The organism is Burkholderia sp. JPY481, from assembly GCF_038900515.1.
Lineage (GTDB): Bacteria > Pseudomonadota > Gammaproteobacteria > Burkholderiales > Burkholderiaceae > Paraburkholderia > Paraburkholderia youngii.
On sequence record NZ_JAYMRT010000001.1, the window covers coordinates 1,055,434 to 1,079,400 of the forward strand.

At 63.8% G+C, this 23,967-nt stretch carries 23 protein-coding genes; 4 read left to right on the plus strand and 19 right to left on the minus strand.

Features of this window, described 5'->3' with window-relative positions:
• Nucleotides 1–63: 63 nt before the first annotated feature.
• Nucleotides 64–531: a TM2 domain-containing protein gene (locus VSR82_RS04845; protein ID WP_429458392.1), complete on the plus strand. Its 468-nt coding sequence runs from the start codon at nucleotides 64–66 to the stop codon at nucleotides 529–531.
• Nucleotides 532–566: 35 nt separating this feature from the next.
• Here the strand turns inward: VSR82_RS04845 and VSR82_RS04850 are convergent, their stop codons facing one another.
• Together VSR82_RS04850 and VSR82_RS04855 are read right to left on the minus strand one after the other, a co-directional pair.
• On the minus strand, nucleotides 567–1,718 hold the full coding sequence (locus VSR82_RS04850; RefSeq protein WP_429458390.1) for a PA0069 family radical SAM protein: 1,152 nt from the start codon (nucleotides 1,716–1,718) through the stop codon (nucleotides 567–569).
• Between the two features lie 144 nt (nucleotides 1,719–1,862).
• Nucleotides 1,863–2,351, minus strand: coding sequence for an Lrp/AsnC ligand binding domain-containing protein (locus VSR82_RS04855; protein WP_013090122.1), 489 nt, complete (start codon nucleotides 2,349–2,351; stop codon nucleotides 1,863–1,865).
• 180 nt (nucleotides 2,352–2,531) lie between these two features.
• Here VSR82_RS04855 and VSR82_RS04860 point away from each other — a divergent pair, with 180 nt between their 5' ends.
• Nucleotides 2,532–3,818: a D-amino acid dehydrogenase gene (locus VSR82_RS04860; RefSeq protein ID WP_368586585.1), complete on the plus strand. Its 1,287-nt coding sequence runs from the start codon at nucleotides 2,532–2,534 to the stop codon at nucleotides 3,816–3,818.
• A 140-nt stretch (nucleotides 3,819–3,958) separates the two neighbouring features.
• Here the strand turns inward: VSR82_RS04860 and VSR82_RS04865 are convergent, their stop codons facing one another.
• From VSR82_RS04865 to VSR82_RS04890, 6 genes are all read right to left on the minus strand, one after another.
• Nucleotides 3,959–5,749 (minus strand): acyl-CoA dehydrogenase, encoded by a 1,791-nt coding sequence (locus VSR82_RS04865; protein WP_429458387.1) that lies wholly within the window; start codon nucleotides 5,747–5,749, stop codon nucleotides 3,959–3,961.
• 97 nt (nucleotides 5,750–5,846) lie between these two features.
• Nucleotides 5,847–6,794 (minus strand): electron transfer flavoprotein subunit alpha/FixB family protein, encoded by a 948-nt coding sequence (locus tag VSR82_RS04870; protein ID WP_368624094.1) that lies wholly within the window; start codon nucleotides 6,792–6,794, stop codon nucleotides 5,847–5,849.
• A gap of 13 nt (nucleotides 6,795–6,807) precedes the next feature.
• On the minus strand, nucleotides 6,808–7,557 hold the full coding sequence (locus VSR82_RS04875; protein ID WP_368624095.1) for an electron transfer flavoprotein subunit beta/FixA family protein: 750 nt from the start codon (nucleotides 7,555–7,557) through the stop codon (nucleotides 6,808–6,810).
• Nucleotides 7,558–7,793: 236 nt separating this feature from the next.
• A complete protein-coding gene (locus VSR82_RS04880) occupies nucleotides 7,794–8,591 on the minus strand; it encodes a MetQ/NlpA family ABC transporter substrate-binding protein (protein WP_368586765.1) in 798 nt (265 codons plus the stop codon).
• A gap of 48 nt (nucleotides 8,592–8,639) precedes the next feature.
• The gene (locus VSR82_RS04885; protein ID WP_008924321.1) at nucleotides 8,640–9,293 is read right to left on the minus strand and encodes a methionine ABC transporter permease; all 654 of its coding nucleotides are present in this window, start codon (nucleotides 9,291–9,293) and stop codon (nucleotides 8,640–8,642) included.
• Nucleotides 9,283–10,317 carry a methionine ABC transporter ATP-binding protein gene (locus VSR82_RS04890; protein WP_429458382.1) on the minus strand — a complete coding sequence of 345 codons (1,035 nt, stop codon included), beginning with the start codon at nucleotides 10,315–10,317 and terminating at the stop codon, nucleotides 9,283–9,285. The genes VSR82_RS04885 and VSR82_RS04890 overlap by 11 nt, the downstream gene beginning before the upstream one ends.
• 238 nt (nucleotides 10,318–10,555) lie before the next feature.
• Here VSR82_RS04890 and VSR82_RS04895 point away from each other — a divergent pair, with 238 nt between their 5' ends.
• Nucleotides 10,556–11,461, plus strand: a complete 906-nt coding sequence (locus VSR82_RS04895; protein ID WP_368586767.1) for an alpha/beta hydrolase — start codon at nucleotides 10,556–10,558, stop codon at nucleotides 11,459–11,461.
• A 27-nt stretch (nucleotides 11,462–11,488) separates the two neighbouring features.
• On the opposite strand, the gene VSR82_RS04900 is transcribed toward VSR82_RS04895, so the two are convergent.
• Together VSR82_RS04900 and VSR82_RS04905 are read right to left on the minus strand one after the other, a co-directional pair.
• Nucleotides 11,489–12,298, minus strand: a complete 810-nt coding sequence (locus VSR82_RS04900; RefSeq protein WP_368586768.1) for an enoyl-CoA hydratase — start codon at nucleotides 12,296–12,298, stop codon at nucleotides 11,489–11,491.
• Nucleotides 12,299–12,301: 3 nt separating this feature from the next.
• Entirely contained in the window at nucleotides 12,302–13,225 is a 924-nt protein-coding gene (locus VSR82_RS04905) for a histone deacetylase family protein (protein ID WP_410849611.1), read from the minus strand.
• Nucleotides 13,226–13,559: 334 nt separating this feature from the next.
• On the opposite strand from VSR82_RS04905, the gene mltB reads away from it, so the two are divergent.
• The gene (gene mltB, locus VSR82_RS04910; RefSeq protein WP_429461840.1) at nucleotides 13,560–14,738 is read left to right on the plus strand and encodes a lytic murein transglycosylase B; all 1,179 of its coding nucleotides are present in this window, start codon (nucleotides 13,560–13,562) and stop codon (nucleotides 14,736–14,738) included.
• 112 nt (nucleotides 14,739–14,850) lie between these two features.
• Here mltB and cysM read toward each other — a convergent pair whose 3' ends face one another.
• The 9 genes from cysM to rpsA all read right to left on the minus strand — a co-directional run bounded on the left by cysM (nucleotide 14,851) and on the right by rpsA (nucleotide 23,954).
• The gene (gene cysM, locus VSR82_RS04915) at nucleotides 14,851–15,753 is read right to left on the minus strand and encodes a cysteine synthase CysM (protein ID WP_368586771.1); all 903 of its coding nucleotides are present in this window, start codon (nucleotides 15,751–15,753) and stop codon (nucleotides 14,851–14,853) included.
• Nucleotides 15,754–15,991: 238 nt separating this feature from the next.
• Nucleotides 15,992–16,366, minus strand: coding sequence for a ComEA family DNA-binding protein (locus VSR82_RS04920; protein WP_410849613.1), 375 nt, complete (start codon nucleotides 16,364–16,366; stop codon nucleotides 15,992–15,994).
• A gap of 78 nt (nucleotides 16,367–16,444) precedes the next feature.
• Entirely contained in the window at nucleotides 16,445–17,437 is a 993-nt protein-coding gene (gene rfaD / locus VSR82_RS04925) for an ADP-glyceromanno-heptose 6-epimerase (RefSeq protein ID WP_176369271.1), read from the minus strand.
• Nucleotides 17,438–17,534: 97 nt separating this feature from the next.
• Nucleotides 17,535–18,542, minus strand: coding sequence for a D-glycero-beta-D-manno-heptose-7-phosphate kinase (rfaE1, locus tag VSR82_RS04930; protein ID WP_429458375.1), 1,008 nt, complete (start codon nucleotides 18,540–18,542; stop codon nucleotides 17,535–17,537).
• A complete protein-coding gene (locus VSR82_RS04935; RefSeq protein WP_410849616.1) occupies nucleotides 18,508–19,911 on the minus strand; it encodes a UDP-glucose dehydrogenase family protein in 1,404 nt (467 codons plus the stop codon). The genes rfaE1 and VSR82_RS04935 overlap by 35 nt, the downstream gene beginning before the upstream one ends.
• Nucleotides 19,912–20,037: 126 nt before the next feature.
• A complete protein-coding gene (gene lapB, locus VSR82_RS04940) occupies nucleotides 20,038–21,213 on the minus strand; it encodes a lipopolysaccharide assembly protein LapB (RefSeq protein ID WP_368586775.1) in 1,176 nt (391 codons plus the stop codon).
• Nucleotides 21,214–21,283: 70 nt separating this feature from the next.
• Nucleotides 21,284–21,577: a LapA family protein gene (locus VSR82_RS04945; RefSeq protein WP_368586776.1), complete on the minus strand. Its 294-nt coding sequence runs from the start codon at nucleotides 21,575–21,577 to the stop codon at nucleotides 21,284–21,286.
• Between the two features lie 298 nt (nucleotides 21,578–21,875).
• A complete protein-coding gene (locus VSR82_RS04950) occupies nucleotides 21,876–22,199 on the minus strand; it encodes an integration host factor subunit beta (protein ID WP_006050255.1) in 324 nt (107 codons plus the stop codon).
• Nucleotides 22,200–22,220: 21 nt separating this feature from the next.
• Nucleotides 22,221–23,954 carry a 30S ribosomal protein S1 gene (gene rpsA, locus VSR82_RS04955; protein WP_008921410.1) on the minus strand — a complete coding sequence of 578 codons (1,734 nt, stop codon included), beginning with the start codon at nucleotides 23,952–23,954 and terminating at the stop codon, nucleotides 22,221–22,223.
• Nucleotides 23,955–23,967 lie beyond the last annotated feature (13 nt).

Below are 23,967 nucleotides of genomic sequence, written 5' to 3' on the forward strand. Positions count from 1 at the left end.
CGTCGGTCCACGTCCTGCGGCGCGCCGCTCCTTTCGACCGCCTGTCACTCTGCCCACGCGTTCATGTCCACCATTGCCTCGACCTCCCCGCGCTTCAGATCCAAGACGCTCACCGCCGCGCTGGCGTTCCTGTTCGGCAGCCTTGGCGCCCACCGCTTCTATCTGCATGGCATGCGGGACATCTTCGGCTGGGCCCATCTGCTCGGCACGCTGATCGGCACTCCCGGCGTGATGCTGCTGATCGCGACCGAGCGCGCGTCGATCCTCGGCTGGGTGCTCGCGTCGATCGGCGCGGTTTCGCTGTTCGCCGCGTTTCTGGCCGCGCTCGTCTACGGGCTACGCCCGGATCGGAAATGGGATGCGCAATTCAACGCCCACACGCAACGCAAAAGCCGCTCCGGCTGGACCGTTATTTTCGTCGTGATCTTTTCGCTGCTGATCGGTGCGTTTCTGCTGATGACCGGTCTCGCGCTCGCATTTCAGACCTACTTCGAAAGCCAGGTCGAAGCGGCCAAAGCAATTTCGCAGTAACGCACCGTAGCGGGACCAGCAGGTATTCCCGCACGCTAGAAAAGCCTCAGTTGCGGATTGTCGCGAGCCGGTTCGCTTGCCTGCTCGGCGCGCGGCGACTCGATCCGGCGAAACTGCGACATGTCGAGAATGCCGCGGTCACGTCCGCTCAGCCCCAACCGGCGCGCGGCCTTGTGAAATCGCTGCTTGAGCAGATCGGCCCATAAGCCCTCTCCCTTCATGCGGGTCGAGAACGACGAGTCGTAATCCTTGCCGCCCCGCATGTCGTGCACACGGTGCATCACGCGCTCGGCCCGATCCGGGAAGTGTGCGCTCAGCCAATCCTTGAACAGCGGCGCGACCTCCCACGGCAATCGCAGCACGATATAGCTCGCGTTGCTGGCGCCCGCTTCCGCGCATGCCTCGAGCACGCGCTCCATGTCCGGTTCGGTGACGAACGGGATCACCGGCGCGATGCTGACGCCGACCGGAATACCCGCCTCGCTGAGGGTACGGATCGTGCGTAGCCGGCGCGACGGCGTGGCTGCACGCGGTTCGAGCGTGCGCGCGATGTCGGCGTCCAGCGTGGTGATGGTGATCGCCGCCATGAATTGGCCGCGCTCCGCCATCGGCGCGAGCAGGTCGATGTCGCGCTCGATCAGCGACGACTTGGTGATCGCCGCGAACGGGTGATTGCGCTCGCTGAGCACCTCGATCACCCGCCGCGTAAGCCGCAAGTCGCGTTCGGCCGGCTGCCATGCATCTGTCGCGACGCCGAGCGCAATCGGCTCGGGCACATATGATTTCTTCGACAGTTCCCGCTCGAGCAGTTCGGGCGCGTTGATCTTCGCGTAGATGCGGCTCTCGAAATCGAGCCCCGGCGACAACCCGAGGTAGCTGTGCGTGGGCCGCGCGAAGCAATAGATGCAGCCGTGCTCGCAACCGCGATACGGATTCAGCGACACATTGAACGGAATGTCCGGCGACGCGTTGCGTGTGAGGATGGTTTTCGCGCGCTCCTCGAACACCTGCGTGCGCAGCACTTTCGGCTCACCGTCTTCGCCGGCCGCCTGCCAGCCGTCGTCGACGGCCTCGCGCTGGTCGACTTCATAGCGGCCTTGCAGGTTCGTGACCGCACCACGCCCCTTGCGAGGCGCCGGCGGCGCGATCAGAAATTCGGGAATGTCAGGGGTGTCGGGATCATCCACGGCGGGCCACGCAGAGCAAACGCAAACTGGAAGTGCAAAAGGAAAACGGCGCAAACACCTGTATAAATATACAGTGTTTACGCCGTTTGTCGAGCACTTCGTTGCCCGCGAGATGCGCGGCCAATCCCGTCAGCGATCGGCCACCTAGTCGGTCACCGCGATCGTCAGCGTCTCCTTGATTTCCTCCATCACCACATAGCTCTTCGACTGCACCGCCCCCGGCAACTGCAGCAGGATGTCGCCGAGCAGCTTGCGGTAATCGGCCATTTCGCCGATGCGCGCCTTGATCAGATAGTCGAAATCGCCCGATACGAGGTGGCACTCGAGCACCTCGGGGATCTTCTGCACCTCGCGCCGGAACTGGTCGAACATGTTGCCGCTCTTGTGATCGAGCGTGATCTCGACGAACACCAGCAGCGCCGCGCCCAGCTCGGCCGGGTTCACGCGCGCGTAGTAGCCGGTGATCACGCCGTCGCGCTCCATCCGCTTGACGCGCTCGATGCACGGCGTCACCGACAAACCGACCCGTTCCGCCAGGTCCTTCATCGCCATACGGCCGTCTTGCTGCAGGAGCCGCAGGATCTTGTGATCGAGCTTATCGAGAGCCCGCACGGGATGGCGCTGGGTACGCATGGTGTTTTTGCTGAAAATGAAGAAAATACGATAACAAAACCTGCCTCACTGTTAATAGTATAGCGGTTAACACTGGGCAGACGGCATTTCACCTCACGTTGCAGCTCGTTGAATCGAATCAGATCGAATCCATCGAAGCGCGCGTTGCCCTCACTCAATTCTTGGATATCTGGAGCAGCTATGCGAGTCGTCGTTTTGGGCAGTGGCGTCGTCGGTGTAACGAGCGCGTACTACCTCGCGCGCGCCGGTCACGAAGTGACCGTCATCGATCGCGAGGCCGGCCCGGCGCTCGAAACCAGCTTTGCCAACGCGGGCCAGATCTCGCCGGGCTACGCGTCGCCGTGGGCCGCGCCGGGCGTGCCGCTGAAGGCCGTCAAGTGGATGTTCCAGAAGCACGCGCCGCTCGCGATCCGCCTCGACGGCACCGCATTCCAGCTGCAATGGATGTGGCAGATGCTGCAGAACTGCACGGCGCCGCGCTATGCGGTGAACAAGGGCCGCATGGTGCGGCTCGCCGAATACAGCCGCGACTGCCTGCAGGCGCTGCGCGCCGACACCGGCATCCAGTACGAAGGCCGCACCGGCGGCACGCTGCAGGTATTTCGCACGCAGCAGCAGTTCGACGGCGCAGCGAAAGACATCGCCGTGCTGCAGGAAGCCAACGTGCCGTACGAACTGCTGAGCGCCGACCAACTCGGCAAGGCCGAACCGGCGCTCGCCGCGGTGTCGCACAAGCTCACCGGCGGCCTGCGCCTGCCGGGCGACGAAACCGGCGACTGCCAGATGTTCACGACGCGCCTCGCGGCGCTCGCCGAGCAGCTGGGCGTCAAGTTCCGCTACAACACGCCGATCGACGCACTCGCGATGACGGGCGGCCGCATCGCCGGCGTGCAGTGCGGCGGCGAACTGGTGCGCGCGGATTCGTTCGTGGTCGCGCTCGGCTCGTACTCGACGCGCTTCCTCGACGGCATCGTGAAGATTCCGGTCTATCCGCTGAAGGGTTATTCGATCACCGCGCCGATCGTCGACTCGGCTGCCGCGCCGGTGTCGACCGTGCTGGACGAGACCTACAAGATCGCGATCACGCGCTTCGATGACCGGATTCGCGTCGGCGGCATGGCTGAGGTCGTCGGCTTCGACAAATCACTGCGCGAGGCGCGCCGCAAGACGCTCGAGCTTTCGGTGAACGACCTGTTCCCGGGCGGCGGCGACACGTCGAAGGCAACGTTCTGGACCGGTCTGCGGCCGATGACGCCGGACAGCACTCCGATCGTCGGCCGCACGCCGGTGCCGAACCTGTTCCTGAACACCGGCCACGGCACGCTCGGCTGGACGATGTCGTGCGGCTCGGGCCAGTTGCTCGCCGACCTGATGTCAGGCAAGCAACCGGCGATTCGCGCGGACGATCTGTCGGTGCATCGCTATCTCGGCGAGACGGCGGGCGAACATCGGCCGGCGTATGCGTGAGTTCTAGCGCGTGCGCTAACGCGGCATTGGCCGCAAGCGCACGCGGCAACAAACAGCAGTTGCAAAAACAAACGGCGCCTTGCGAGGCGCCGTTTGTTTTTCAAGGTGTCGCCGCAATCGCGGCAGGCATCGAGGCATGCTCAGAACTGGTCTTCCGACAAAGCCAGCACGCCCTCGCCACCCTTCGCGCTGACGATCGCCACTTCGAGCGCCGCCGCCTGTGGCAGCACATGCTCGGCGTAAAACCGCGCGGTCGCGATCTTCGCGTCATGAAACGCGGGATCCTCGTCGCGCCTCGCCGCCGCGGCAAGCTGCGCACGGGCCATCTGCCAGCCGCCCAACACGATGCCGGCGAGCTTCAGATAGGGCACGCTGCCCGCGAACACCGCATTCGGATCGCCCTTCGCATTCGCGACGACGAAATCGACGACCGAGCCGAGCGCACGATGACCCTCAGCGAGTTGCGTCCGCATCGACGCGAACGCCGCGCCCTGCTGCGCGCCGAGCGCTTCAACCGTTTCCGCGATGCCAGCGAGCAGTTCCTTCGCGACCTTGCCGCCGTCGCGCAGCGTCTTGCGACCGATCAGGTCGTTGGCCTGAATCGCGGTCGTGCCTTCGTAGATCGGCAGAATGCGCGCGTCGCGGTAGTACTGCGCGGCGCCGGTTTCCTCGATGAAGCCCATGCCGCCATGCACCTGCACGCCGAGGCTCGTCACGTCGATCGACAGCTCCGTGCTCCAGCCCTTCACGATCGGCACCAGGTATTCGTAGATCGCCTGATGCTTCGCGCGCGTCGCTTCGTCGGGATGACGATGCGCGATATCGCAATGCGCGGCCGCGACGTACGCGAGCGCGCGCGACGCCTCGGTAAGGCTGCGCATCGTCGACAGCATGCGGCGCACGTCCGGGTGCTGGATGATCGCGACCGACTGCTTCGCGGAGCCATCGACGGGACGGCTCTGCACGCGCTCCTTCGCATACGCGACCGCCTTCTGATACGCGCGATCCGAGATCGCGACCCCTTGCATGCCGACCGCGAAACGCGCGGCATTCATCATGATGAACATGTATTCGAGGCCGCGATTCTCTTCACCGATCAGCTGGCCGAGCGCGCCGCCGTGATCGCCGAACTGCAGCACCGCGGTCGGGCTCGCCTTGATGCCGAGCTTGTGCTCGATCGACACGCAATGCACATCGTTGCGCTCACCGAGCGAGCCGTCCAGGTTGACGAGAAACTTCGGCACGAGGAACAGCGAAATGCCCTTTACACCATCGGGCGCGTTGGGCGTGCGCGCAAGGACGAGATGGACGATGTTCTTCGCCATGTCGTGCTCGCCCCAGGTAATGAAAATCTTCGTGCCGAACAGCTTGAACGAACCGTCGGCCTGCGGCTCGGCGCGCGTGCGCACGAGCGCGAGATCCGAGCCCGCCTGAGGCTCGGTCAGGTTCATCGTGCCGGTCCATTCGCCCGAGATCAGCTTCGGCACGAAGGTCTGTTTCTGCGCTTCGCTGCCGGCGGTCAAGAGTGCTTCGATCGCGCCGTCGGTCAGCAAAGGACACAACGCGAACGACAGATTCGACGCGTTGAGCATTTCGACGCATGGCGTCCCGATCAGCTTCGGCAGCCCCTGCCCTTCATAGTCGAGCGGATGCTGCACACCCTGCCAGCCGCCTTCGGTGAACTGGCAGAACGCGTCCCTGAAACCGGGCGTCGCGGTGACGACGCCATCCTTCCAGCTGCTAGGGTTGCGATCGCCGTCGACGTTCAACGGCGCCAGCACTTCGCCGCACAGTTTCGCCGACTCGCCGAGCACGGCCCGCGCCGTGTCGAGGTTTGCGTCTTCGAAGCCGGGCAGCTTCGCGATGTCTTCGAGTCCGGCCAGTTCTTTCATCACGAACAGCATGTCCTTGATGGGCGCCGTATAGCTCATTTCGGTTCTCCTCCCTTGATATGCAAAAAGGGCGCGGGACTCGGTCGGTCCTGCGCCCTTCGCTTATTTTCGGCGGCCTGTTCAGCCGCCGCGGCGCTTAGCCGAGTTCCTTCACGAGTTCCGGCACGAGGGCGAACAGATCGCCGACGAGGCCGTAGTCGGCCACGCTAAAGATCGGCGCTTCTTCGTCCTTGTTGATCGCGACGATGACCTTCGAGTCCTTCATGCCGGCGAGATGCTGGATCGCACCCGAGATGCCGACCGCGACGTACAGTTGCGGCGCGACGATCTTGCCGGTCTGGCCGACCTGATAGTCGTTCGGCACGAAGCCCGCGTCGACGGCTGCGCGCGATGCGCCCAGTGCCGCGCCGAGCTTGTCGGCCAGCGGCTCGAGCACCTTCGTGTAGTTCTCGCCATTGCCGAGACCCCGGCCACCCGACACGATGATCTTCGCGCTCGTCAGTTCCGGCCGATCGAGCTTCGTCACTTCCCGGCTCACGAACTGCGAGATGCCGGCGTCGGCTGCGGCTTCGATCTTTTCGACCGCTGCGCTGCCGCCTTCGGCCGCGACGGCGTCGAAACCGGTCGAGCGCACGGTGATGACCTTGATCGGATCAGCCGATTGCACGATCGCAATGGCGTTGCCCGCGTAGATCGGACGCTCGAACGTGTCGGCGCTGTCCACCGCGGTGATGTCGCTGATCTGCGCGACGTCGAGCTTTGCGGCGATACGCGGCGCGACGTTCTTGCCGTACGCGGTAGCCGGCGCGAGGATGTGCGTGTAGTTCCTGGCCGCATCCTGCACAAGCGTCAGCACCGTCGCTTCGACGTTTTCTGCGAGACCCGCTTCGAGTTGCGGCGCGTCGGCGAGCAGTACCTTGCTGACGCCGGCGATCTTCGCTGCGGCATCGGCCGCGGCTTGCGCGTTGTGACCCGCGACCAGCACGTGAATCTCACCGCCGATCTTCTGTGCTGCTGCGATCGTATTCAGCGTCGCGGCCTTGATCGACGCATTGTCGTGTTCTGCAATTACCAGATTCGTCATTTCTTGCGTCTCCTCACAGCACCTTGGCTTCGTTCTTCAGCTTCTCGACCAGCGTCTTCACGTCCGGCACCTTCACACCGGCGGAGCGCTTCGGAGGCTCGGCGACTTTCAGCGTCTTCAGACGCGGCGTGACATCCACGCCGAGGTCTTCGGGCTTCACCGTTTCGAGCGGCTTTTTCTTGGCCTTCATGATGTTCGGCAGCGTGACGTAGCGCGGCTCGTTCAGGCGCAGATCGGTCGTCACCACGGCCGGCAGCGTCAGCGACAGCGTTTCCGCGCCGCCATCCACTTCGCGCGACACCGTTGCCTTGCCATCCGCCACGACCACCTTCGACGCGAACGTCGCCTGCGGCAGGTTCGCGAGCGCGGCGAGCATCTGGCCGGTCTGGTTGGAGTCGTCGTCGATGGCCTGTTTGCCGAGGATTACCAGCTGCGGCTGTTCCTTGTCGACCAGCGCCTTGAGCAGCTTGGCAACGGCCAGCGGCTGCAGGTCTTCGTTCGATTCGATCAGGATCGCGCGGTCCGCGCCGATCGCGAGCGCGGTGCGCAGCGTTTCCTGCGATTGCGTCACACCGGCCGACACGGCGATCACCTCGGTCGCGACGCCCGCTTCCTTCAGACGCACGGCTTCTTCAACCGCGATTTCGTCGAACGGATTCATCGACATTTTCACGTTCGCAATATCGACGCCCGTACCGTCCGATTTCACGCGGACCTTCACGTTGTAGTCGACCACTCTTTTCACTGGCACCAGAATTTTCATGCACACGCTCCAAAGTTACGAATACGTCAACCCGACAAACATTATAGCGACTGCCCTCATGGCAGCCGTGTCGCGGGCGCTTTGCGGAAGGATATCGCTCCTCCGCGGCTTGACGACAATATCGAACGATCGTTCTATTTTAATCTCCAAAAAACCCGGGAGACAACCCCGGGTTCCGACTCCGACCTCTAATTTCGCATTGCCGTCGTGTTCTGCCAGGTCCGTGGACCATCGCATCACCAGGAAGTGATCACCGAGCCGCCGAATTTGCTGTCGACGAACTGCTTCACTTCCGGCGAGTGGTACGCCGCGACGAGCTTCGCGACCCACGGCTTGTTCTTGTCCGCTTCGCGAATCGCGATCACGTTCACGTACGGACCCTTGGGGTCTTCGATGGCGATCGCGTCCTGCTTCGGCTTGAGGCCTGCTTCCATCGCGAAGTTGGTGTTGATCGCGGCGGCATCGACGTCGCCCAGCGAACGCGGAATCTGCGCCGCATCGAGCTCGACGATCTTCAGCCTCTTCGGATTGTCGACGATGTCGAGCGGCGTCGCCTTCAGGCCGGCATCGGCGCGCAGCTTCAGCAAGCCCTGCTTCTGCAGCAACAGAAGCGCGCGGCCGCCGTTGGTCGGGTCGTTCGGCACGGCGATCTTCGCGCCCGGCTGCAGTTCGGCGAGCGACTTCACCTTCTTCGAGTAGATGCCCATCGGGAACGTGACCGTATCGGCGATACGGATCAGCTTGTAGCCACGGTCCTTCACCTGCGCCTGCAAGTACGGGTCGTGCTGATAGCTGTTCGCGTCCAGATCGCCGCTTGCGAGCGCCGCGTTCGGCTGCACGTAATCGGAAAATTCGACGATCTTGATGGTGAGGCCGTTCTTCGCGGCGACCGTCTTCACGACGTCCATGATCTGCGCGTGCGGGCCGCCGGTGACGCCGACCTTGATCGTGTCGTCGGCATGCGCCGCGGTGGTGGCGAAAAGCGTTGCCGCGCCGAGCGCGGCAGCCAGCTTGAGAATGAAGCGACGTTGCATGATGGACCTTTTCCGAATCTCTATTAGCGGGCTTCCGAACACCCTTGTTTATTTATGGCTCAAACGACGCACGAGCCAATCCCCAAACGACTGCACCAGTTGCACGAACACGATCAGGATCAGCACGACCGCGAGCATCACTTCCGGCAGGAAGCGCTGATAGCCGTAGCGGATGCCGAGGTCGCCAAGACCACCGCCGCCGATCGCGCCCGCCATCGCCGAATAGCCGACCAGCGATACGAACGTGATCGTCAACCCGGCGACTACGCCCGGCAGCGATTCCGGCAGCAGCACCTTGAAGACGATCTGGCTGGTGGTCGCGCCCATCGCCTGGGCCGCCTCGATGAGCCCGCGATCGACCTCGCGCAGCGCCGTCTCGACCAGACGCGCGATGAACGGCGCCGCGGCGATGGTCAGCGGCACGATCGCGGCCGCGGTGCCGATCGACGACCCGACGACGAGCCGCGTAAACGGAATCACCGCGACCAGCAGGATGATGAACGGTGTGGAGCGCACCGCATTGACGATCACGCCCATCACGCGATTCACCGCGACGTTTTCGAGCACGCCCTGGCGGTCGGTCAGATACAGCAGCACGCCGAGCGGAACGCCAACCACGGCGCCAATCAGTCCGGAGATGCCGACCATGATCAGCGTCTCCCAGAACGACTGGACGAACATATCGAACATTTCACTCAACATGCGTGAGCTCCTCCACTACGACACCCTGCTCGCGCAGAAACGTGATCGCCTGCGCGACCTTGGCCGGATCGCCGCCCGCCAGAACCGCGAGCGAGCCGAACGCCTGCCCCTGGATCTCGTCGATCTGGCCGTGCAGGATATTGAAGTCGAGTTCGTAACGGCGAATCGTCTCCGACAGGATCGGCTGATCGACGCCCGAACCGGTGAACGCGAGACGCAGCAGATGGCCGCTGCCGGTCTTCAGGCGCTGTGCGACGCGCGCCTTCATGGCGGGCGGCAAATCTTGCGCAATCACGTCGCCGATCAGCGCGCGCGTGACTTCGTGGTGCGGCTGCAGGAACACGTCGATCACCTTGCCCTGTTCGACGACGCGGCCCGCGTCGAGCACCGCGACGCGATCGCAGACCTGCTTGATCACGTCCATCTGGTGAGTGATCAGCACGACCGTCAGGTTCAGTTCGCGGTTGATGCGCTTCAGCAGATCAAGAATGGCGCGCGTGGTTTCGGGATCGAGCGCGGAGGTCGCCTCGTCCGACAGCAGCACCTTCGGCTTGCTCGCGAGCGCCCGCGCGATACCCACACGCTGCTTCTGCCCGCCGCTGATCTGCGCCGGATAGCGGTCTTTCTGCGCCGACAGACCGACGAGCTCGAGCAGCGGCAGCACGTTCGCCTCGATTTCGTCGCGCTTCAGGCCCGCCAGTTCGAGCGGCAGCGCGACGTTCTCGTACACGGTGCGCGACGACAACAGATTGAAGTGCTGGAAGATCATGCCGATCTCGCGACGCGCGTCGCGCAGTTGCGCGGCGGGCAGCGTCGTCAGATCGCGGCCGTTGACGAGGATGTTGCCCTCGGATGGGCGCGTCAGCAGGTTGATCGTGCGCACGAGCGTGCTCTTGCCGGCGCCGCTGCGGCCGATGATGCCGAACACCTCGCCTGCCGGAATTGTCAGATTGACGTTGTGCAGCGCCTCGACCCAGCCCCGGGGTCCGGCGAACCGCTGGGAAACATTGCGTATTTCGATCATGGACAAACGAAAACGGCGGAGGCTGCCGGCGAGCGTCGTGCTCCCGACAAGCGGCCGCCGTTTCTTTTATTGGGATTTAAGGTCGCCATTCTACCGCAGCGGCGACATACCGTTTAATAATCAATTCCGATCTTTTCATAACCACAGGGCATTAGAGCCGCGTGTTATGCACAAAGCTCGCGCGCATCGCGCCGCTGCGACTATGATCGGGCCACCCCCTTCCGCACAGGCTGCCGCCATGCAGACTTCCCCGAGCCACACCGTGCGCGCGAGCGCCGGCAGTCTTAATAAAGACGCGCCGCAGCGCGCGTCGGTCACGACCGGCGATGGCATCGAGTTGCCACTGTATCGCTGGCAGCCGAACGGGCCGATACGGGCGACGGTCGCGCTGCTGCACGGTCTCGCCGAGCATGCCGGCCGTTACGCGGCCGTAGCGGACCGGCTCAACGCGGCGGGCATCGAACTCGTCGCGATCGATCTGCGCGGCCACGGCCACGCGCCCGGCAGGCGCGTTTATGTGAAACGCTTCGACGACTACCTGCTCGATGCGCAGGCGCTGCTCGACGCCGCCGCGCAAAGCTGCGCGCCGCTATTCCTGATGGGTCACAGCATGGGTGGCGCGGTGGCCGCGCTGTACGCGATCGAACGTCTCGACGCGAGCGGGCGGCGCCTGAGTGGTCTGATCCTGTCGAGCCCCGCGCTTGCGCCGGGGCGCGACGTGCCGAAATGGATGCTCGCGCTGAGCCAGGTGATCAGCCGCGTCTATCCGGGCTTCCCGGCGATGAAGATCGACCCGGCGCTGCTGTCGCGCCTTCAGCCGGTGGTCAAAGCCAATCTCAACGATCCGCTCGTGCATCACGACGCGATTCCGGCGCGCACGGGCGCCGAGCTGCTGCTCGCGATGGCGCGCATCGAACGTGGCCGCGCGGGGCTGCGCATGCCGCTGCTCGTGTTTCATGGCACCGAAGACAAATTGACCGAGCCCGACGGCAGCCGCGCGTTCGGCGAGCACGCGGGCTCGCCTGACAAGACGCTCACGCTGCACGAAGGCAGCTATCACGAGACGATGAACGACCTCGACCGCGATCGGGTGATCGCGGCGTTGGTCGATTGGATCGAAAGACGGTCGGTGGGACGAAGTTGAAAAGATGCGGCGCCGGATAGCCGTCGGCTAGCGCTTCCATTCCGGCGCGCGTTTGTCGATGAAAGCCTGCACGCCTTCGAGCGCCGAGTCGTCCATCATGTTGCAGGCCATCGTCTGCCCGGCGAGCTGGTACGCGGCCTCGATGCCCATTTCGAGCTGGCGGTAGAACAGGCCCTTGCCCGCGCTGACCGCTTCGACCGGCTTCGCGCAGATGCTCGCGGCGAGCCGCGCGACTTCGTCGTCGAGCGCATCGGCTGGGGCGACGCGGTTCAGGAGCCCCTGCTTGCGGGCTTCGGCAGCGTCGATGAAATCGCCGGTCAGCAGCATTTCGAGCGCGGCCTTGCGCGACAGGTTGCGCGACAGCGGCACCGATGGTGTCGCACAGAACAATCCGAGGTTCACGCCCGAAACGGCGAAGCGCGCGGTATCCGCGGCGACCGCGAGATCGCACATGGCGACGAGCTGGCAGCCGGCCGCGGTCGCGATGCCGTGCACGCGCGCGATCACCGGCTGCGGCATACGCTGGATGGTCAGCATTAGCTTCGTGCAGCGCGCGAACAGCTGCTGGTAGTACGCGAGCGACGGCGCCGCGCGCATTTCCTTCAGATCGTGCCCCGCACAGAACGCGCGGCCCGCGCCGGCGATCACGACCACGCGAGCATCGGTCTTCGCGATGTCGGTCAGCGTCTGCTGAAGCTCTTCGAGCAGCGCTTCGGACAGCGCGTTGAACGCATCGGGCCGGTTCATCGTTACGCGCACGACGCCCGGTACCTGATACGCGTCGCGTTCGATCGTGACCAGCGACGCGTCGCCGCTATTGACGGGGTTGACTTTCATGGCTCAGATCTCCGCGAGCGAGCGCACGTGCGCGACCACGCTGCGCCCGAGCGCCGACAGGTTGTAGCCGCCCTCGAGACAACTGACGATGCGCCCGCGCGCATAGCGCCGCGCGATCTCGCACACCTGGCCCGTAATCCACGCGTAATCGTCTTCGACGAGGCCCATGTTGCCGAGGTCGTCCTCGCGATGCGCGTCGAAGCCGGCCGAGATGAACAGCATCTCCGGCCTGAACTCGTGCAGGCGCGGCAACCACAGCATATCGACCGCTTCGCGCACGGCCATGCCGTTCGAGCGTGCCGGCATCGGCACGTTGCACATGTTGGACGCCTGATTGTCGGCGCCGGTGAACGGATAGAACGGGTGCTGAAAGATGCTGCACATCAGCACGCGCGGGTCGCCCGCGAATGCGGCCTCGGTACCGTTGCCGTGATGCACGTCGAAGTCGATGATGGCGACCCGCGCGAGACCATGCACGTCGAGCGCGTGGCGGGCGGCGATCGCGACATTGTTGAAGAAGCAGAAGCCCATCGCGCGCGCCGGCTCCGCGTGATGGCCGGGCGGGCGCACGCTGCAGAACGCGTTGTCGTAGCGGCCTTCGATCACCGCGTCGGTGGCGGCGACCGCCGCGCCCGCCGCGCGCAACGCGGCCCGCAACGTGTGCGGATTCATCGTCGTGTCGGGATCGATTTCGGCGACGCCCTCGAGCGGCGAGCGACCGCGGATGTAGTCGACGTGCGCCTGCGTGTGCACGCGCAGCAGCGCGGCCTCGTCGACGAGCGGCGCCGGCTCGCGCTCGATCAACGCGTCGATGCGGCTCGCGATCAGCTGATCCTCGATCGCCTGCAGCCGCGCGGGGCACTCGGGATGCCACTGTCCCATGTCGTGCAGCAGACAGTCGGGGTGGGAATAGAAACCTGTTGCCATAGTTCGTGTTGTGCGTCTCTTCTACGGCGCGGCGCATCAACTGCGCGCGCGGCGTGTCTCCGTCGAGCGGCGCGCGCCCCCGCGCGCCTACATTCGTCAAGTTACCACACGACGCCGCTGTCGCCGATTCAGCACGGTTTTGCGGGAGCCGTCGGGTATACTTCCCCGACCCGTTATTCGCCGTTTCGTTCCTGCCGCTTTCCGACTGCTTCCAGCCTTTCACGCATCGCGCTCACTGCTCACCATGACCGTCAAGCTTGCTCTGTCCGCAGGATCCCCACGCAACCGGCTTCGCCTCAACACCCTCGCCGCCTCACTGACCGTCGCATCGTGCATGTTCATCGCAGCAAATCCCGCGAGCGCACAAAGCGCCGCGCGCAAAGCCTCGGTGCAGCTCGCGCAGAGCCAGCCGCAACAGCCGGTACCGCAAGGGCAAACGTTTGAGGAAGAGATCATTCCGCAGCGCTATGCGAACAACGCGAACGTCGATGCGTTCATCAACGAGATGGTCGCGCGCTACGATTTCGACGAAGCGTCGCTGCACGCGTTGTTCGCCAGCGTCAGCTACTCGGCGACCGCGGTGAAGCTGGTCACGCCGTCGCTGACTCCGTCGGTCAAGAACTGGCGCTCGTATCAGGCGCGCTTCCTCGACCCGGTGCGCATCAACGCCGGCGTGCAGTTCTGGCGCGAGAACCGGGCCACGCTGCAGCGCGCGTATCAGGAGTTCGGCGTGCCGCCGGAGATGGTCGTCGGCATCATCGGCGTCGAGACGATCTACGGGCGCTACATGGGTAATTTCCGCGTGCTCGATGCGCTGACCACGCTGAGCTTCGACTATCCGAACACCGCGAATCGCGCGGACCGCCAGGCGACCTTCCGCAAGAATCTCGAAGACTACCTGGTGTGGACGCGCGATGCGCAGATCGACCCGAACACGGTGCTCGGCTCGTACACGGGCGCGATCGGCATTCCGCAGTTCCTGCCGAGCAGCATCGTCCAGTACGCGGTCGACTACGAGGGCAACAAGCACATCGATCTGCGCACGAGTGATGCCGACGCGATCGGCAGCGTCGCGAACTATCTGCGCCAGAACGGCTGGGAAAGCGGCCGGCCGGTGGTATGGCGAATCGGCTCGGACGCGGGCAGCCTCGGTGTCGCGCAGGCGGCGGCCACTGGGCAGCCGGAGCCGCACTGGCCGCTCGACCAGTTGCTGCGCGCCGGCCTCGTGCTGAACGAGCCGAACGTCGACATTGCTTCCGAAGCGGGTACGCCGGTCACGGTGGTCGATCTGCCGACGCCGGGGCGCGGCACCGAGTTCGTGCTCGGCCTGAAGAACTTCTACGTGCTCACCCGCTACAACCGCAGCTTCTTCTATGCGCTCGCGGTGTATCAGCTCGGTCAGAAGGTCAAGGCGCAGATGGAAGCGATCGACACGGCGAATGCCGCGAAAGCGGCCAACAATGGCGGCGCGTCGCAAGGTGGGGCGGATCAGTCGAACTCGAATTCGCAGTGAGTCGCGCCGCGAGTCGCCGTGCGCGCCTCGCATTGAAAGACGTAAAAAAAGCGCCGGCTCGACCGGCGCTTTTTATTGGCTCGTGCGCCCCCGAAGGCGCCCGCCGACCCGCTTACGCGGGAAATACCCCCGTGGACAGATACCGGTCGCCGCGATCGCAGACGATGAAAACGATGGTCGCGTTCTCGACCTGACGCGCGATGCGAAGTGCGACTTCGCACGCACCACCCGACGAAATGCCCGCAAAGATGCCTTCGACCGATGCCAGGCGGCGCGCCATTGCCTCGGCCGCGGATTGGCTGACGTTCTCCACACGGTCGACGCGGCTACGGTCGAAGATTTTCGGCAGATACGCTTCCGGCCACTTGCGAATACCCGGGATACGCGAGCCCTCTTCCGGCTGCGCGCCGATGATTTCGATCTGCTGATTCTGCGTTTTCAGATACGTGGATACGCCCATGATCGTGCCGGTCGTGCCCATCGACGACACGAAGTGCGTGATGCGTCCTTCCGTGTCACGCCAGATTTCCGGGCCGGTGCCTTCGATGTGAGAAGCCGGATTGTCCGGGTTCGCGAACTGATCGAGGATGATGCCCTTGCCTTCGCGCTGCATCTGCTCCGCGAGATCGCGCGCGTACTCCATGCCGCCTTTGACCGGCGTCAGAATGATTTCCGCACCGTAGGCGGCCATGCTCTGACGGCGCTCCACCGACAGATCTTCCGGCATGATGAGCACCATCTTGTAGCCGCGGACCGCCGCTGCCATTGCGAGTGCAATGCCGGTATTGCCGCTGGTCGACTCGATCAGCTTGTCGCCCGGCTTGATGCGCCCGCGCGCCTCGGCCTTCTTGATCATCGACAATGCCGGACGGTCCTTCACCGAACCCGCCGGATTGTTGCCCTCGAGCTTCGCGAGGATCACATTGTTGCGGCTGCGGATCTCGTCGTCTGGAAGCCGGACGAGTTGTACGAGCGGCGTGTTGCCGACCGTGTCTTCAATCGTTTTGTATGCCATATGGGGTCTAGCGATCGATGCGCGAAAGAGTGTCTTTAATCCATCGATTCTAAACCACGATCTCCGGCGCTGCCCTGCAGCCCTTCTGTCCGCATGGATGCATGCCGCTTGCTGCGCAAAAAGCCCGCGGCTGCGAGCCGCGGGACGTGATGTGTGCAAATCGAAGCAATGGGATGTTCGCGGACCCTGCGCGCCGCAAGCCGCTCGTCAGCATCGCACGCGCAAGGCTCGCGGCCGCTTACTTCTTCACCGCCACTGCGGCGGCGCCCTTCTGCGCGGCGGCGGGCGCGGCCGCAGCGGCCGGCTCCCTGCCCGCTGCAGCTGCCGCAACCTGCGTGCTAGCAGCCGCGCCAGCCGGTCCGACAGCGAGACCCTCCGCTTGCAGGCGCTCGATGGTGTGCCCGCCCATGCCCTTAACGCGCTTGCCGAGATCGGCCGCGTCCTTGAACGGGCCGTGCGCATTACGTTCGTCGACGATCGCTTTGGCTTTTGCCGGACCGATGCCCTTGATGCCGCGCAGCGCGTCTTCGTTAGCCGTGTTGACGTCGACCGCCGCATACGCGTGGCCGAAAGCGGCGAGCATCGCCGCGGTAACCAGTACTTTTCGAAACATATTGGAATCTCCCTGTTGCCACTGGCCGGCGACCATCACCGGACAGGAGATTCCAGTTTAAAGAGGACGGCGTACTAATTACACCTGGCCGAACAGCCAACGCACGTAACGATCGACACCTTCCTGCACACTCAGAAACGGCGCGTCGTAGCCGGCCGCGCGCAGCTTCGACTGATCGGCCTGCGTGAAGCACTGATACTTGCCGCGCAGCGCGTCGGGGAACGGAATGTATTCGATCAGCCCGCGTTGCACCTGATCCGCGAGCGACAGCGCCGGCTCGTTGTTCAGCGCGCGCAGCGTGTTGACCACGGTGCTCGCGATGTCGTTGAACGGCTGTGCGCGGCCGGTGCCGAGATTGAAAATGCCGGACTTCTCCGGATGATCGAAGAAGAACAGATTGACCTTGACGACGTCTTCGACGGAGATGAAATCGCGTGTCTGCTCACCGGCCGCATAGCCGTTGTATTCGCCGAACAGCTTGACCTTGCCCTCGGCGCGGAACTGGTTGAAGTTGTGAAACGCGACCGATGCCATGCGCGCCTTATGCGTTTCGCGCGGACCGTACACGTTGAAATAGCGGAAGCCCACGATCTGGCTTTTGGCCGTGGGCAGCACGCGGCGAATCACCTGGTCGAACAGGAACTTCGAATAACCGTACACGTTGAGCGGCTGCTCGACCTCGCGCTCCTCGACGAAGCGGCTCGAACCGCCATACGTCGCTGCCGACGACGCATACAGGAACTGGACGTCTTGCGCGAGGCAGATGTCGAGCACGTCGCGGCTATAGCGGTAGTTGTTGTCCATCATGTAGCGGCCGTCGGTTTCCATCGTGTCCGAGCAGGCGCCTTCGTGGAAGATCGCGCGCACTTTGCCGAAGTCGCCGCGCCTGAAGCGCTCGACGAATTCGGTTTTGTCGAGATAGTCGTCGATTTCGCAGTCGACCAGATTCCTGAACTTGTCCGCGCGCGTGAGGTTGTCGACCGCGATGATGCGTTGTTCGCCGCGCTCGTTGAGCGCCTTCACGAGATTGCTGCCGATAAAACCGGCCGCGCCGGTGACGATGACGGTCATGATGATCCTGCCGTAGTGAGCTTTGTAGTGAGCTTCGTTCAGTCAACACCGCGCGGGGTTCGCTGGTCCGTCGGACGACGGCGCCCCGCGGGCTGCATCAGGAGAAGAGTTCGTCGTAGTCGACGGTGGCGGTGCCCAGTTTGCCGACCACGATGCCGGCCGCGCGATTCGCGAGTCCGACCGCGTCGACGAGCGAAAGACCCGCGCCGAGCATCGCGGCAAGCGTCGCGATCACGGTGTCGCCCGCGCCCGAGACATCATACACTTCGCGTGCAACGGCCGACGCGTGCAGGATGCCATCGTCGGCGAAGAGTGTCATGCCCTCCTCTGAGCGCGTCAGCAGCAGCGCCTTGAACTGGAGTTCGGCACGCAGCTTCGTGACGCGCGCGATCAGGTCTTCCTCGGACTTCCACTGCCCGACGACCTCGCGCAATTCCGCGCGATTCGGCGTGATCAGCGTCGCGCCGCGATAGCGCTCCCAGTCGTCGCCCTTCGGATCGACGAGCACCGGTTTTCCAGCCGCGTGCGCCTTCGCGATCATTTGCGTAACGTGCGTGAGGCCGCCCTTCGCGTAGTCGGACATCAGGATCACGTCGTGCGACGGCAACAGCTCGTCGAAACGCGCAAGCCCAGCGAGCAGCACTTCATGCGCCGGCGAGTTTTCGAAATCGACGCGCAGCAATTGCTGCTGACGCGACAGCACGCGCAGCTTGATCGTCGTCAGCAAGGCCGGATCGCGTTCGAGATGCGGCGTCACGCCGCTTTCGTCGAGCAGCTGCACGATGCGCTCGCCGGGTTCGTCGTGACCGACCACGCACAGCAGACCCGCTTGCGCGCCGAGCGCGACCGCGTTGCGCGCGACGTTCGCCGCGCCGCCCAAGCGATCTTCCTGGCGCTGCACGTGCACGACCGGCACGGGCGCCTCCGGAGAGATGCGGTTGACGTCGCCGAACCAGTATCGGTCGAGCATCACGTCGCCGACCACCAGCACGCGCGCCGCGTTGAGCTGCCCGCGCGGCACGACCGTGAGCTTCTGCGCCGTGGTGGACGCGGGCGCCGCGGGCATGGCCTCAGGCATCGGCCGGAAGTTCAGAGGGTTGGGCATAGGGGCGTCCAATAGCGTGGTAGTCGATCCCGAGCTCGATCATCGCGTCCGGCTCGTATAGATTGCGGCCGTCGAAAATCAGCGGTGTCTTCAGCACCGATTTCAGGTGCCCGAAATCAGGACTCTTGAACTCCTTCCATTCGGTCACGATGACGAGCGCGTCGGCGCCGGTCAGCGTTTCATCCTGAGTGTTCGTGAACGTGAGACGTGCGAGCTGCTCGGGCGCCGCGTGCAGATCCATCGCGAAGACGCGCTGCGCCTCGGTCACGGCGACCGGATCGTACGCGCGCACGTTCGCGCCGCGCGCGAGCAGCTCGCCGATCACGCGACGGCTCGGCGCCTCGCGCATGTCGTCGGTATTCGGCTTGAACGCGAGGCCCCACACCGCGAACGTGCGGCCGCTCAGATCCTCGCCGAGCTTTGCGGCGATCTTGTTCACGAGCACGTCCTTCTGCTGGTCGTTCACTTCCTCGACCGCCTCGAGAATGCGCAAGTTGTGGCCGCTCTCGCTCGCGGTGCGGATCAGCGCCTGCACGTCCTTCGGGAAGCAGGAGCCGCCGTAGCCGCAGCCCGCGTACAGGAAGTGATAGCCGATGCGCGGATCGGAACCGATGCCGCGGCGCACCGCCTCGATGTCGGCGCCGACCTTGTCGGCGAGATTCGACATCTCGTTCATGAACGAGATGCGCGTGGCGAGCATCGCGTTGGCCGCGTACTTGGTGAACTCGGCCGAGCGCACGTCCATGTACAGCGTGCGTTCGTGATTGCGGTTGAACGGCGCGTACAGACGCTTCATCATTTCGCGCGCGCGTGCGCCCGCTTCGTCTTCGTCGATACCGATCACGATACGGTCGGGGCGCATGAAGTCGTCGACGGCCGCCCCTTCCTTCAGGAACTCGGGGTTCGACACGACCGAGAAGCGATGCTGCGCGCTGCCGGCGAGCCCGCGCTTCGCGAGTTCTTCGTTGATCACGGCGCGCACGCGTTGTGCGGTGCCGACCGGCACCGTCGATTTGTCGACGATCACCTTGAAGCCGTTCATCGTGCGGCCGATGTTGCGTGCGGCTTCCAGCACGTATTGCAGGTCGGCGGAGCCGTCTTCGTCGGGCGGCGTGCCGACCGCGATGAACTGCACGTCGCCGTGCGCGACGCTCGCCGCGACATCGGTCGAGAACGTGATGCGGCCGGCCGCGCGCGTGCGGGCGATCATCTCCTGCAAGCCGGGTTCGTGAATCGGCACGCCGCCTTTGTTGAGGATGTCGATCTTGCGCTGATCGACGTCGAGACAGAAGACGTCGTTGCCGATTTCGGCGAGACACGCGCCGGTGACAAGGCCCACATAGCCGGTGCCGATAATGGTGATTTTCATACGCTGTCCGGTAGATGGTTCCGGTGATGAATGCCGCTCATGAGGCCGGCGATAAACTCGTTGCGAAATTCGCGGGGCGCTTGCGCGGCAATCAACGCCGACGCGGCCACAGCCGCCCGTGCGGCGTCAGTTCGACGCGGCAATCGGCTCGACGCGGCGCGGCGCATAGGTTTCCCAACCGCTGCATCCCGGGCACTGCCAGTAGAAAAGCCGGGCCCTGAAACCACAATTCTGGCACGTATAGCGTGGCAGATTTTTGGTGCGCTGGCGGATCAGTGTGCGCATCAGTTCGAGCTCGCTGCGTCGCGGCTCTTCGGCAACGGCCTGCTGCGCTTCGAGCAGACGCGTCATGCCGGCCAGATTCGGCGACTTCTGCATCTGCGTGCGGGCGAGCGCATGCGCAGCATCGGCGCCGCGCAGCGACGCGACGTGCTGATACGCAACGTCGAGCAGATCGTTGCTCGGATGACGATCGACCCACGTGGTTAGCAGATCGGCGCCCTCGTGCGCGCGGCCGAGCGCTTCATACGCCTTCATGATCTTCTCGGCGACGAGCGGAAGATACGCGGGGTTCTGCTCCTCCACGCGGCGCCATTGCCCGATCGCCGCTTCCGGCGCGCCGCCGGCCGCGTCGACATCGCCGAACAGGATCGTCGCACGCACGTTGGTCGGGCTCGCCTGCAGCGCGAGGCTGAGCTGATGACGCGCTTCGTCCGGCTTCTTCTGCTGCAGCGCTTCCTGCGCAAGTTCGCAGTGGAACTGTGCGATTTCCTTGTCGAGCGACGGTGCGCCCATCGTTTCGAGGTGCCGCGCAGTATCGATCGACTTGACCCAGTCCTTCTCGATCTCGTAGATCGTCAACAGCGCGCGTTGAGCACCCAGTGCGTAATCGCCCGCCTGCAGCGAGCGGAAAGTTTCTTCGGCACGGTCGAGCAGACCCGCTTTCAGGAAGTCCTGGCCGAGTTCGTACAGCGCGTGATCGCGCTCGTTGACCGGCAGGTCCGCGCGGCTCAGCAGATTTTGATGCACGCGAATCGCGCGGTCAGTTTCACCGCGCCGACGGAACAGATTGCCGAGCGCGAAATGCAATTCGACGGTTTCAGGGTCGAGCTTGACGACTTCGATGAATGCGTCGATCGCCTGGTCGGGCTGCTCGTTGAGCAGAAAGTTCAGACCGCGAAAATACGACCGCGGCAGGTTGGCGCTTTCGGACAGCAGCGTCTTGAGGTCGTAGCGCGCCGCCATCCAGCCGAACGCGAACGCGACGGGTATGACCAGCAGCCACCAGAAGTCTAGATCCATGCGATTAATGCAAATGTGCGGAAAAGCGAAAACGAAAAGCCGCGTTCAGAGCCGCGCGGCGCAAGACAGCTCAGATTAGCGGCGGCATCGGCGGCTGCTCTACCACGGCGGGAGTTTCGCGCGCCACGCGCAATTCCCGCCTGAGCCGGCCGTTCTCCATGCGCAGACGCACGACGGCCGGCATCGCCGACACGAGCCCCGCGAGCAAGCCGATCACGAAAAACGCGAGGCCGATCAGAATCAGAGGCGCCGACCAGACGTAGCCGGCGAGGAAATTCAGCGTAGCGGGTTGCGTGTTGGAGAGCGCGAGCACGAGCAGCAGCACGAACACCAGCACACGTAGCAGCCAGACGATAAATTTCATGAATAGATCTCTTCACGGCAGTTGCGGGGGGACGCCGGCTTGATGACGCGTCGCGCCACGGTGTTGCCCGCGCCGAAGTGACCCGTATTGTAATGGATGCCCTTGCGGCTGGGCAGCAAGTGACGGAATGCAGGACTTACGGGCAATTCGCGAAATGCAAAAGGCCGCAGCGGAAGGCGCCACTTCTTAAATGATGGACGAAAAAAAAGCGCCCGAAGGCGCTTTTCCTGGTCTTTTGCCTACTGGCTTTGGCCGCTGACGCTAGCTATGCCACGCTGCAAGACACACAGCGGAGTCATTAAAGGTCGTCATCCGGCTCCTCGGCCTTCAGCGGCTCGCCCGCGCGACGATCCACCCGCTCGCGCAATTCCTTGCCCGGCTTGAAGTGCGGTACGTACTTCTCCGGTACCAGCACCTTCTCGCCCGACTTCGGATTGCGTCCGACGCGGGAGGGACGGCGGTTGAGGCCGAAGCTGCCGAAGCCACGAATTTCGATGCGATGACCTTTGGCGAGCGCCTCCGACATCGCATCAAGCATCGTCTTCACCGCGAAATCCGCATCCTTGAGAACAAGTTGCGGAAATCGCGTAGCCAGCTGGGCGACCAATTCCGATTTGGTCATACTGCAGCAGACCTCTCAGGCTTACTGGTTCTGGCCGTCGAGCTTGGCCTTCAGCAGCGCACCGAGGTTCGTCGTGCCGGTAGCAGCTGCGCTCGAATCCGAAGCAGCGAGACCGCGGATGGCTTCCTGCTGCTCAGCCGAATCCTTCGCCTTGATCGACAGGTTGATGCCGCGCGACTTGCGATCGATGTTGATGATCATCGCGTTGACCTTGTCGCCTTCCTTCAGCACGTTGCGAGCGTCTTCCACGCGGTCTTGGGCGATTTCCGAAGCCCGCAGGTAGCCTTCGACTTCACCCGACAGCTGGACCACAGCACCCTTCGCGTCGACCGACTTGACGGTACCGTCGACGACCGAACCCTTGTCGTTCATTGCAACGTAGTTGCTGAACGGGTCGCCTTCGAGCTGCTTGATACCCAGCGAAATACGTTCCTTCTCGACGTCGATGCCGAGAACGATCGCTTCCACTTCGTCGCCCTTCTTGTACTTGCGAACGGCTTCCTCGCCGGTTTCGCTCCACGACAGATCCGACAGGTGAACCAGACCGTCGATGCCGCCCGGCAGACCGATGAACACGCCGAAGTCGGTGATCGACTTGATGGCGCCGCTGATCTTGTCGCCCTTCTTGAAGTTGCGGCTGAAGTCGTCCCACGGGTTCGGCTTGCACTGCTTCATGCCGAGGCTGATACGGCGGCGGTCTTCGTCGATTTCGAGAACCATGACTTCGACTTCGTCGCCCAGCTGGACCACCTTCGACGGAGCAACGTTCTTGTTGGTCCAGTCCATTTCCGACACGTGAACGAGGCCTTCGATGCCCGATTCCACTTCGACGAATGCGCCGTAGTCGGTGATGTTAGTGACCTTACCGAACAGACGCGTGCCCGACGGGTAACGGCGCGAGATGCCTTCCCACGGATCGTCGCCCAGTTGCTTGATACCGAGCGAAACGCGGTTCTTTTCCTGGTCGAACTTGAGGATCTTCGCGGTGACTTCCTGGCCAACCGACAGAACTTCGCTCGGGTGACGCACGCGACGCCATGCGATGTCGGTGATGTGCAGCAGGCCGTCGATACCGCCGAGGTCCACGAACGCGCCGTAGTCGGTGATGTTCTTGACCACGCCTTCGACGATCGCGCCTTCCTTCAGCGTTTCGAGCAGCTTCGCGCGCTCTTCGCCTTGCGTTGCCTCAATGACAGCGCGGCGCGACAGCACGACGTTGTTACGCTTGCGGTCGAGCTTGATGACGCGGAATTCGAGGGTCTTGCCTTCGTACGGGGTCGTGTCCTTGACCGGACGCGTATCAACCAGCGAACCCGGCAGGAACGCGCGGATGCCGTTGACCATCACGGTCATACCGCCCTTGACCTTGCCCGTAATAGTGCCGGTCACGAGTTCGTTGTTGTCCAGCGCCTTTTCCAGCGACAGCCACGAAGCCAGACGCTTCGCCTTGTCACGCGACAGGATGGTGTCGCCATAGCCGTTCTCCAGCGCGTCGATCGCGACGGAAACGAAGTCGCCCGCCTGCACTTCTACCTCGCCCGCGTCGTTCAGGAACTCTTCGAGCGGGATGTAGGCTTCGGACTTCAGACCAGCGTTCACGACCACGAAGTTGTGGTCGACACGCACGACTTCGGCGGAGATCACTTCGCCAGCGCGCATGTCCTGCTTGGTCAGCGACTCTTCGAACAGAGCCGCAAAAGATTCGGTATTCGGGGTAGAGGTTTGCAGGTCGGACATAAAAATCAGAGTTTGCATGGTCTTCGCAACG

Coding starts and splice junctions, on each gene's coding strand:
- VSR82_RS04895 (WP_368586767.1), top strand. CDS start 10,556: ATGCAGACTTCCCCGAGCCACACCGTGCGCGCGAGCGCCGGCAGTCTT.
- rpsA (WP_008921410.1), bottom strand. CDS start 23,954: ATGCAAACTCTGATTTTTATGTCCGACCTGCAAACCTCTACCCCGAAT.
- VSR82_RS04880 (WP_368586765.1), bottom strand. CDS start 8,591: ATGCAACGTCGCTTCATTCTCAAGCTGGCTGCCGCGCTCGGCGCGGCA.
- mltB (WP_429461840.1), top strand. CDS start 13,560: ATGTTCATCGCAGCAAATCCCGCGAGCGCACAAAGCGCCGCGCGCAAA.
- VSR82_RS04860 (WP_368586585.1), top strand. CDS start 2,532: ATGCGAGTCGTCGTTTTGGGCAGTGGCGTCGTCGGTGTAACGAGCGCG.
- VSR82_RS04935 (WP_410849616.1), bottom strand. CDS start 19,911: ATGAAAATCACCATTATCGGCACCGGCTATGTGGGCCTTGTCACCGGC.
- VSR82_RS04890 (WP_429458382.1), bottom strand. CDS start 10,317: ATGATCGAAATACGCAATGTTTCCCAGCGGTTCGCCGGACCCCGGGGC.
- VSR82_RS04870 (WP_368624094.1), bottom strand. CDS start 6,794: ATGACGAATCTGGTAATTGCAGAACACGACAATGCGTCGATCAAGGCC.
- lapB (WP_368586775.1), bottom strand. CDS start 21,213: ATGGATCTAGACTTCTGGTGGCTGCTGGTCATACCCGTCGCGTTCGCG.
- VSR82_RS04855 (WP_013090122.1), bottom strand. CDS start 2,351: ATGCGTACCCAGCGCCATCCCGTGCGGGCTCTCGATAAGCTCGATCAC.
- rfaD (WP_176369271.1), bottom strand. CDS start 17,437: ATGACCGTCATCGTCACCGGCGCGGCCGGTTTTATCGGCAGCAATCTC.
- VSR82_RS04945 (WP_368586776.1), bottom strand. CDS start 21,577: ATGAAATTTATCGTCTGGCTGCTACGTGTGCTGGTGTTCGTGCTGCTG.
- VSR82_RS04845 (WP_429458392.1), top strand. CDS start 64: ATGTCCACCATTGCCTCGACCTCCCCGCGCTTCAGATCCAAGACGCTC.
- VSR82_RS04875 (WP_368624095.1), bottom strand. CDS start 7,557: ATGAAAATTCTGGTGCCAGTGAAAAGAGTGGTCGACTACAACGTGAAG.
- VSR82_RS04920 (WP_410849613.1), bottom strand. CDS start 16,366: ATGTTTCGAAAAGTACTGGTTACCGCGGCGATGCTCGCCGCTTTCGGC.
- VSR82_RS04950 (WP_006050255.1), bottom strand. CDS start 22,199: ATGACCAAATCGGAATTGGTCGCCCAGCTGGCTACGCGATTTCCGCAA.
- VSR82_RS04900 (WP_368586768.1), bottom strand. CDS start 12,298: ATGAAAGTCAACCCCGTCAATAGCGGCGACGCGTCGCTGGTCACGATC.
- VSR82_RS04905 (WP_410849611.1), bottom strand. CDS start 13,225: ATGGCAACAGGTTTCTATTCCCACCCCGACTGTCTGCTGCACGACATG.
- VSR82_RS04885 (WP_008924321.1), bottom strand. CDS start 9,293: ATGTTGAGTGAAATGTTCGATATGTTCGTCCAGTCGTTCTGGGAGACG.
- cysM (WP_368586771.1), bottom strand. CDS start 15,753: ATGGCATACAAAACGATTGAAGACACGGTCGGCAACACGCCGCTCGTA.
- VSR82_RS04865 (WP_429458387.1), bottom strand. CDS start 5,749: ATGAGCTATACGGCGCCCATCAAGGACATGCTGTTCGTGATGAAAGAA.
- rfaE1 (WP_429458375.1), bottom strand. CDS start 18,542: ATGCCCAACCCTCTGAACTTCCGGCCGATGCCTGAGGCCATGCCCGCG.